The organism is Mesotoga infera (genome assembly GCA_011045915.1).
GTDB classification, from domain to species: Bacteria; Thermotogota; Thermotogae; order Petrotogales; family Kosmotogaceae; genus Mesotoga; species Mesotoga infera_D.
On the sequence record DSBT01000401.1, the window covers coordinates 1 to 2,680 of the forward strand.

3 protein-coding genes are annotated in these 2,680 nt (G+C 49.9%); all 3 read left to right on the plus strand.

Going from position 1 to position 2,680, the window contains the following annotated elements:
* Positions 1-12 precede the first annotated feature (12 nt).
* The 3 genes from ENN47_12985 to ENN47_12995 all read left to right on the plus strand — a co-directional run bounded on the left by ENN47_12985 (position 13) and on the right by ENN47_12995 (position 2,419).
* Positions 13-903 carry an ROK family protein gene (locus ENN47_12985; GenBank protein ID HDP79061.1) on the plus strand — a complete coding sequence of 297 codons (891 nt, stop codon included), beginning with the start codon at positions 13-15 and terminating at the stop codon, positions 901-903.
* 837 nt (positions 904-1,740) lie between these two features.
* A complete protein-coding gene (locus ENN47_12990) occupies positions 1,741-2,016 on the plus strand; it encodes an AbrB/MazE/SpoVT family DNA-binding domain-containing protein (GenBank protein ID HDP79062.1) in 276 nt (91 codons plus the stop codon).
* Positions 2,000-2,419, plus strand: a complete 420-nt coding sequence (locus ENN47_12995) for a putative toxin-antitoxin system toxin component, PIN family (protein HDP79063.1) — start codon at positions 2,000-2,002, stop codon at positions 2,417-2,419. The genes ENN47_12990 and ENN47_12995 overlap by 17 nt, the downstream gene beginning before the upstream one ends.
* Positions 2,420-2,680: the final 261 nt, after the last annotated feature.

The following is a 2,680-nucleotide window of genomic DNA, read 5'->3' on the forward strand; positions in this document are numbered from 1 at the left end:
CGGGGTGTTTGAATGTTTGCATTAGGTATAGACATAGGCGGTACGATGATCAAGACAGGGGTAGTCGATTCAAGTGGCGCTCTGTCGGGAAAAAGGCTCTATGCGACATCTCTTGACCTCAAAGAACAGCTCATGGAGATAGTTCAGGAAGAACTGACCTCTAATGAACTCGATGCAATCGGCATAGGAACGGCCGGCAGGGTCGACCCGATAACCGGATGCGTCAGCCTTGCAACGGCAAACCTCGCGAACTGGACGGGGATGCCGCTTAAGAGTTTGATTGAGGAGAAGACGGGCGTCCACACCGCCGTTCTGAACGATGCAAACGCCGCTGCTCTCGGTGAATGGTTCTGCAACTATCCTCACACAGAAACACTTGTCATGTTGACGGTGGGAACCGGTCTTGGCGGTGGAGTAATCATTAACGGCGAGCCGCTGCCTGGAAAAAGGGGAGAAGCAGGGGAATTCGGACACGTTACTCTACATCCCGGCGGAAAGCCTTGTAACTGCGGCAAGACCGGATGTGCCGAGGAGTATATCTCCATGCGGCTCATTCACAGCCTTGCGGCTGCCGCTGCAGGCCACGAGATGACAAGAGCAACACTCATTGAACAGTATCTGAATGGAAATCCGGTGGTTGAAAAGGCCGTCAATACCGTGGCAGACGATCTCGCGATAATGATTGATTCGGTTTTCCTCAGTTTCGATCCAGATGTAGTTGTTGTGGGGGGCGGAGTATGTGAGCTCGGTACTCGCTTCCTGGAGACCCTGAGAGAAGAACTCGCACCGCTCTCTCGATCATCCCTGTACACGCCTGATGACGTAGTTCTGTCGCTTTCGGGAAATGACGCAGGAATCATCGGTGCAGCTGTCTATGCGATAGGCCGGGGAAAGAACCGCTGATAGCTGACGAAGACAACGTTGTCCGTCAACGGTCCGCCGTCCACCGAGAAGAGCATTTCAAGAGACTTATAGATTTTATTGGCTTTTGCTCTGGCACACCGCAACTCGCAACTTGTCACTTGCAACTGTTTCAAAGATCGAGATTCTGACCAAAAGCATGTCAGAATGACGGAAAGCAAGAAAAAACTGTCATCATCATGTTGAGCCTGCCCTGAAGGCCTGCCCCAAAATGCTTTTGTTTGGGGTCTCCTGTTCAGGGTGACTGCACGGGATTTGCTCTTGAAAGCGTCCCTGCAGGCAGCACGAAGATAGGGACTGACAGGCTCCATAAGAATCGCTGGGCGCTTGCTAGGTGACGCTATGAGCTGTGAGGAGACGCCCTTGGTCCTTCATCCCGGATCATGGAACCGTCCTTCGAAAAGATCGACCGAGAAAGAGCATTGTCGAGAGCTTCGCTTCGAGAGTGCGAGAATTGATCGTTGGCCGTCGGCGATCTGCCGTCCTCCTATAAGAGAGAGTAGAGTTATAAATGCTGCCGCGTTCAGCTGAAGGCCTAAGACCCTGGATCCCGGATCAGTCCCGGGATGACTGCAGAACAAATCGACTCTTTTCGCCAAACCCCAGACTCCAGACCCGAACCCCGCGTGTTGTTCCCTTCCCTTCTTCTGTGGTTGCCTCCCAGCTACAACAACCGCTCTGATGAAACCGACCTGCTTTGGGATGAAAGTTGTGTTGACTTCATAATATATCTCGTTTAACTGCATCGTTATGAAGAAAACTGATCGTACATAGGAAATATGAATTCATGATATCATATTACTTGTTGGAGGTGATGGCGTGTCGACCAAATTGCTTAGGCCAACGGAGAGAGGACAAATAACAATACCAAAGGAAGCGAGAGATAAACTGAAGATCACTCCCGACAGCAGGTTCAAGGTCTCTGTAGAAGGAGATAAGATAATCTATCAGCTGGTGTCGCCTTTCGACATGATAGTCAAGGAGTTTCAGAAAGAGGCGGAGGCCAGAGGCTATACTAAGGAAGAATTGGAAAACGAGCTGGAAAAGGTCAGAAAGAAGCTCTTCACAGAGATTTACCATGAGAGTGATGATTGACTCGAACACATTCCTCTCAGGCATTGTTCTCGACAGAATGGAAAGACTCCTCTTGCATACCATTGTGCATTCCAATCATGTGTTTCTGCTGGCAAAGTTCAGTGTTTCAGAGGTTGAGAGAGTATTGAGAAGGAAGTTCCCAGGTATGATCGAAGATTACGAGGGTATTCTCCAGTCTATTGATGCAGAAATACTGCCCTTTCCAGACAGAAGCGAAGTGGAGCAATGTATTGAGATAATCAGAGACGAGTACGATGCTCCGATTCTTGCTTCCGCTATTAAGGCTAGACCAGATGTGTTTGTTACAGGAGACAAAGACTTCTTTGGAGAGCGAGTAAGAGCATTGATAAGAGTCGCGACTACAAGAGAGACACTCAAGCTCATACAAGAAAGCAAGATATGAAGCAAAGCTCTTCTGAGCCAACTCCCCACCAATAACGTATGATCAACCGGTCAAACGAGAGAGAGGATTGTCGAGACGTTTGCTGCGCCCACTTCCTGCCGAAGGCAGCCTTGCGTCTTATTCCGCTCTTTCCTACCCCCAACCGGTGAGTAGCCCAGGGGGATTTCACCCCCAGGCTCTCTCAGAACCGGACTTGAACCTCTCGATTCATCCGGCTCCCATTATCCAGCCATATAGAATATCCCCATTGTCCAGTGTGCA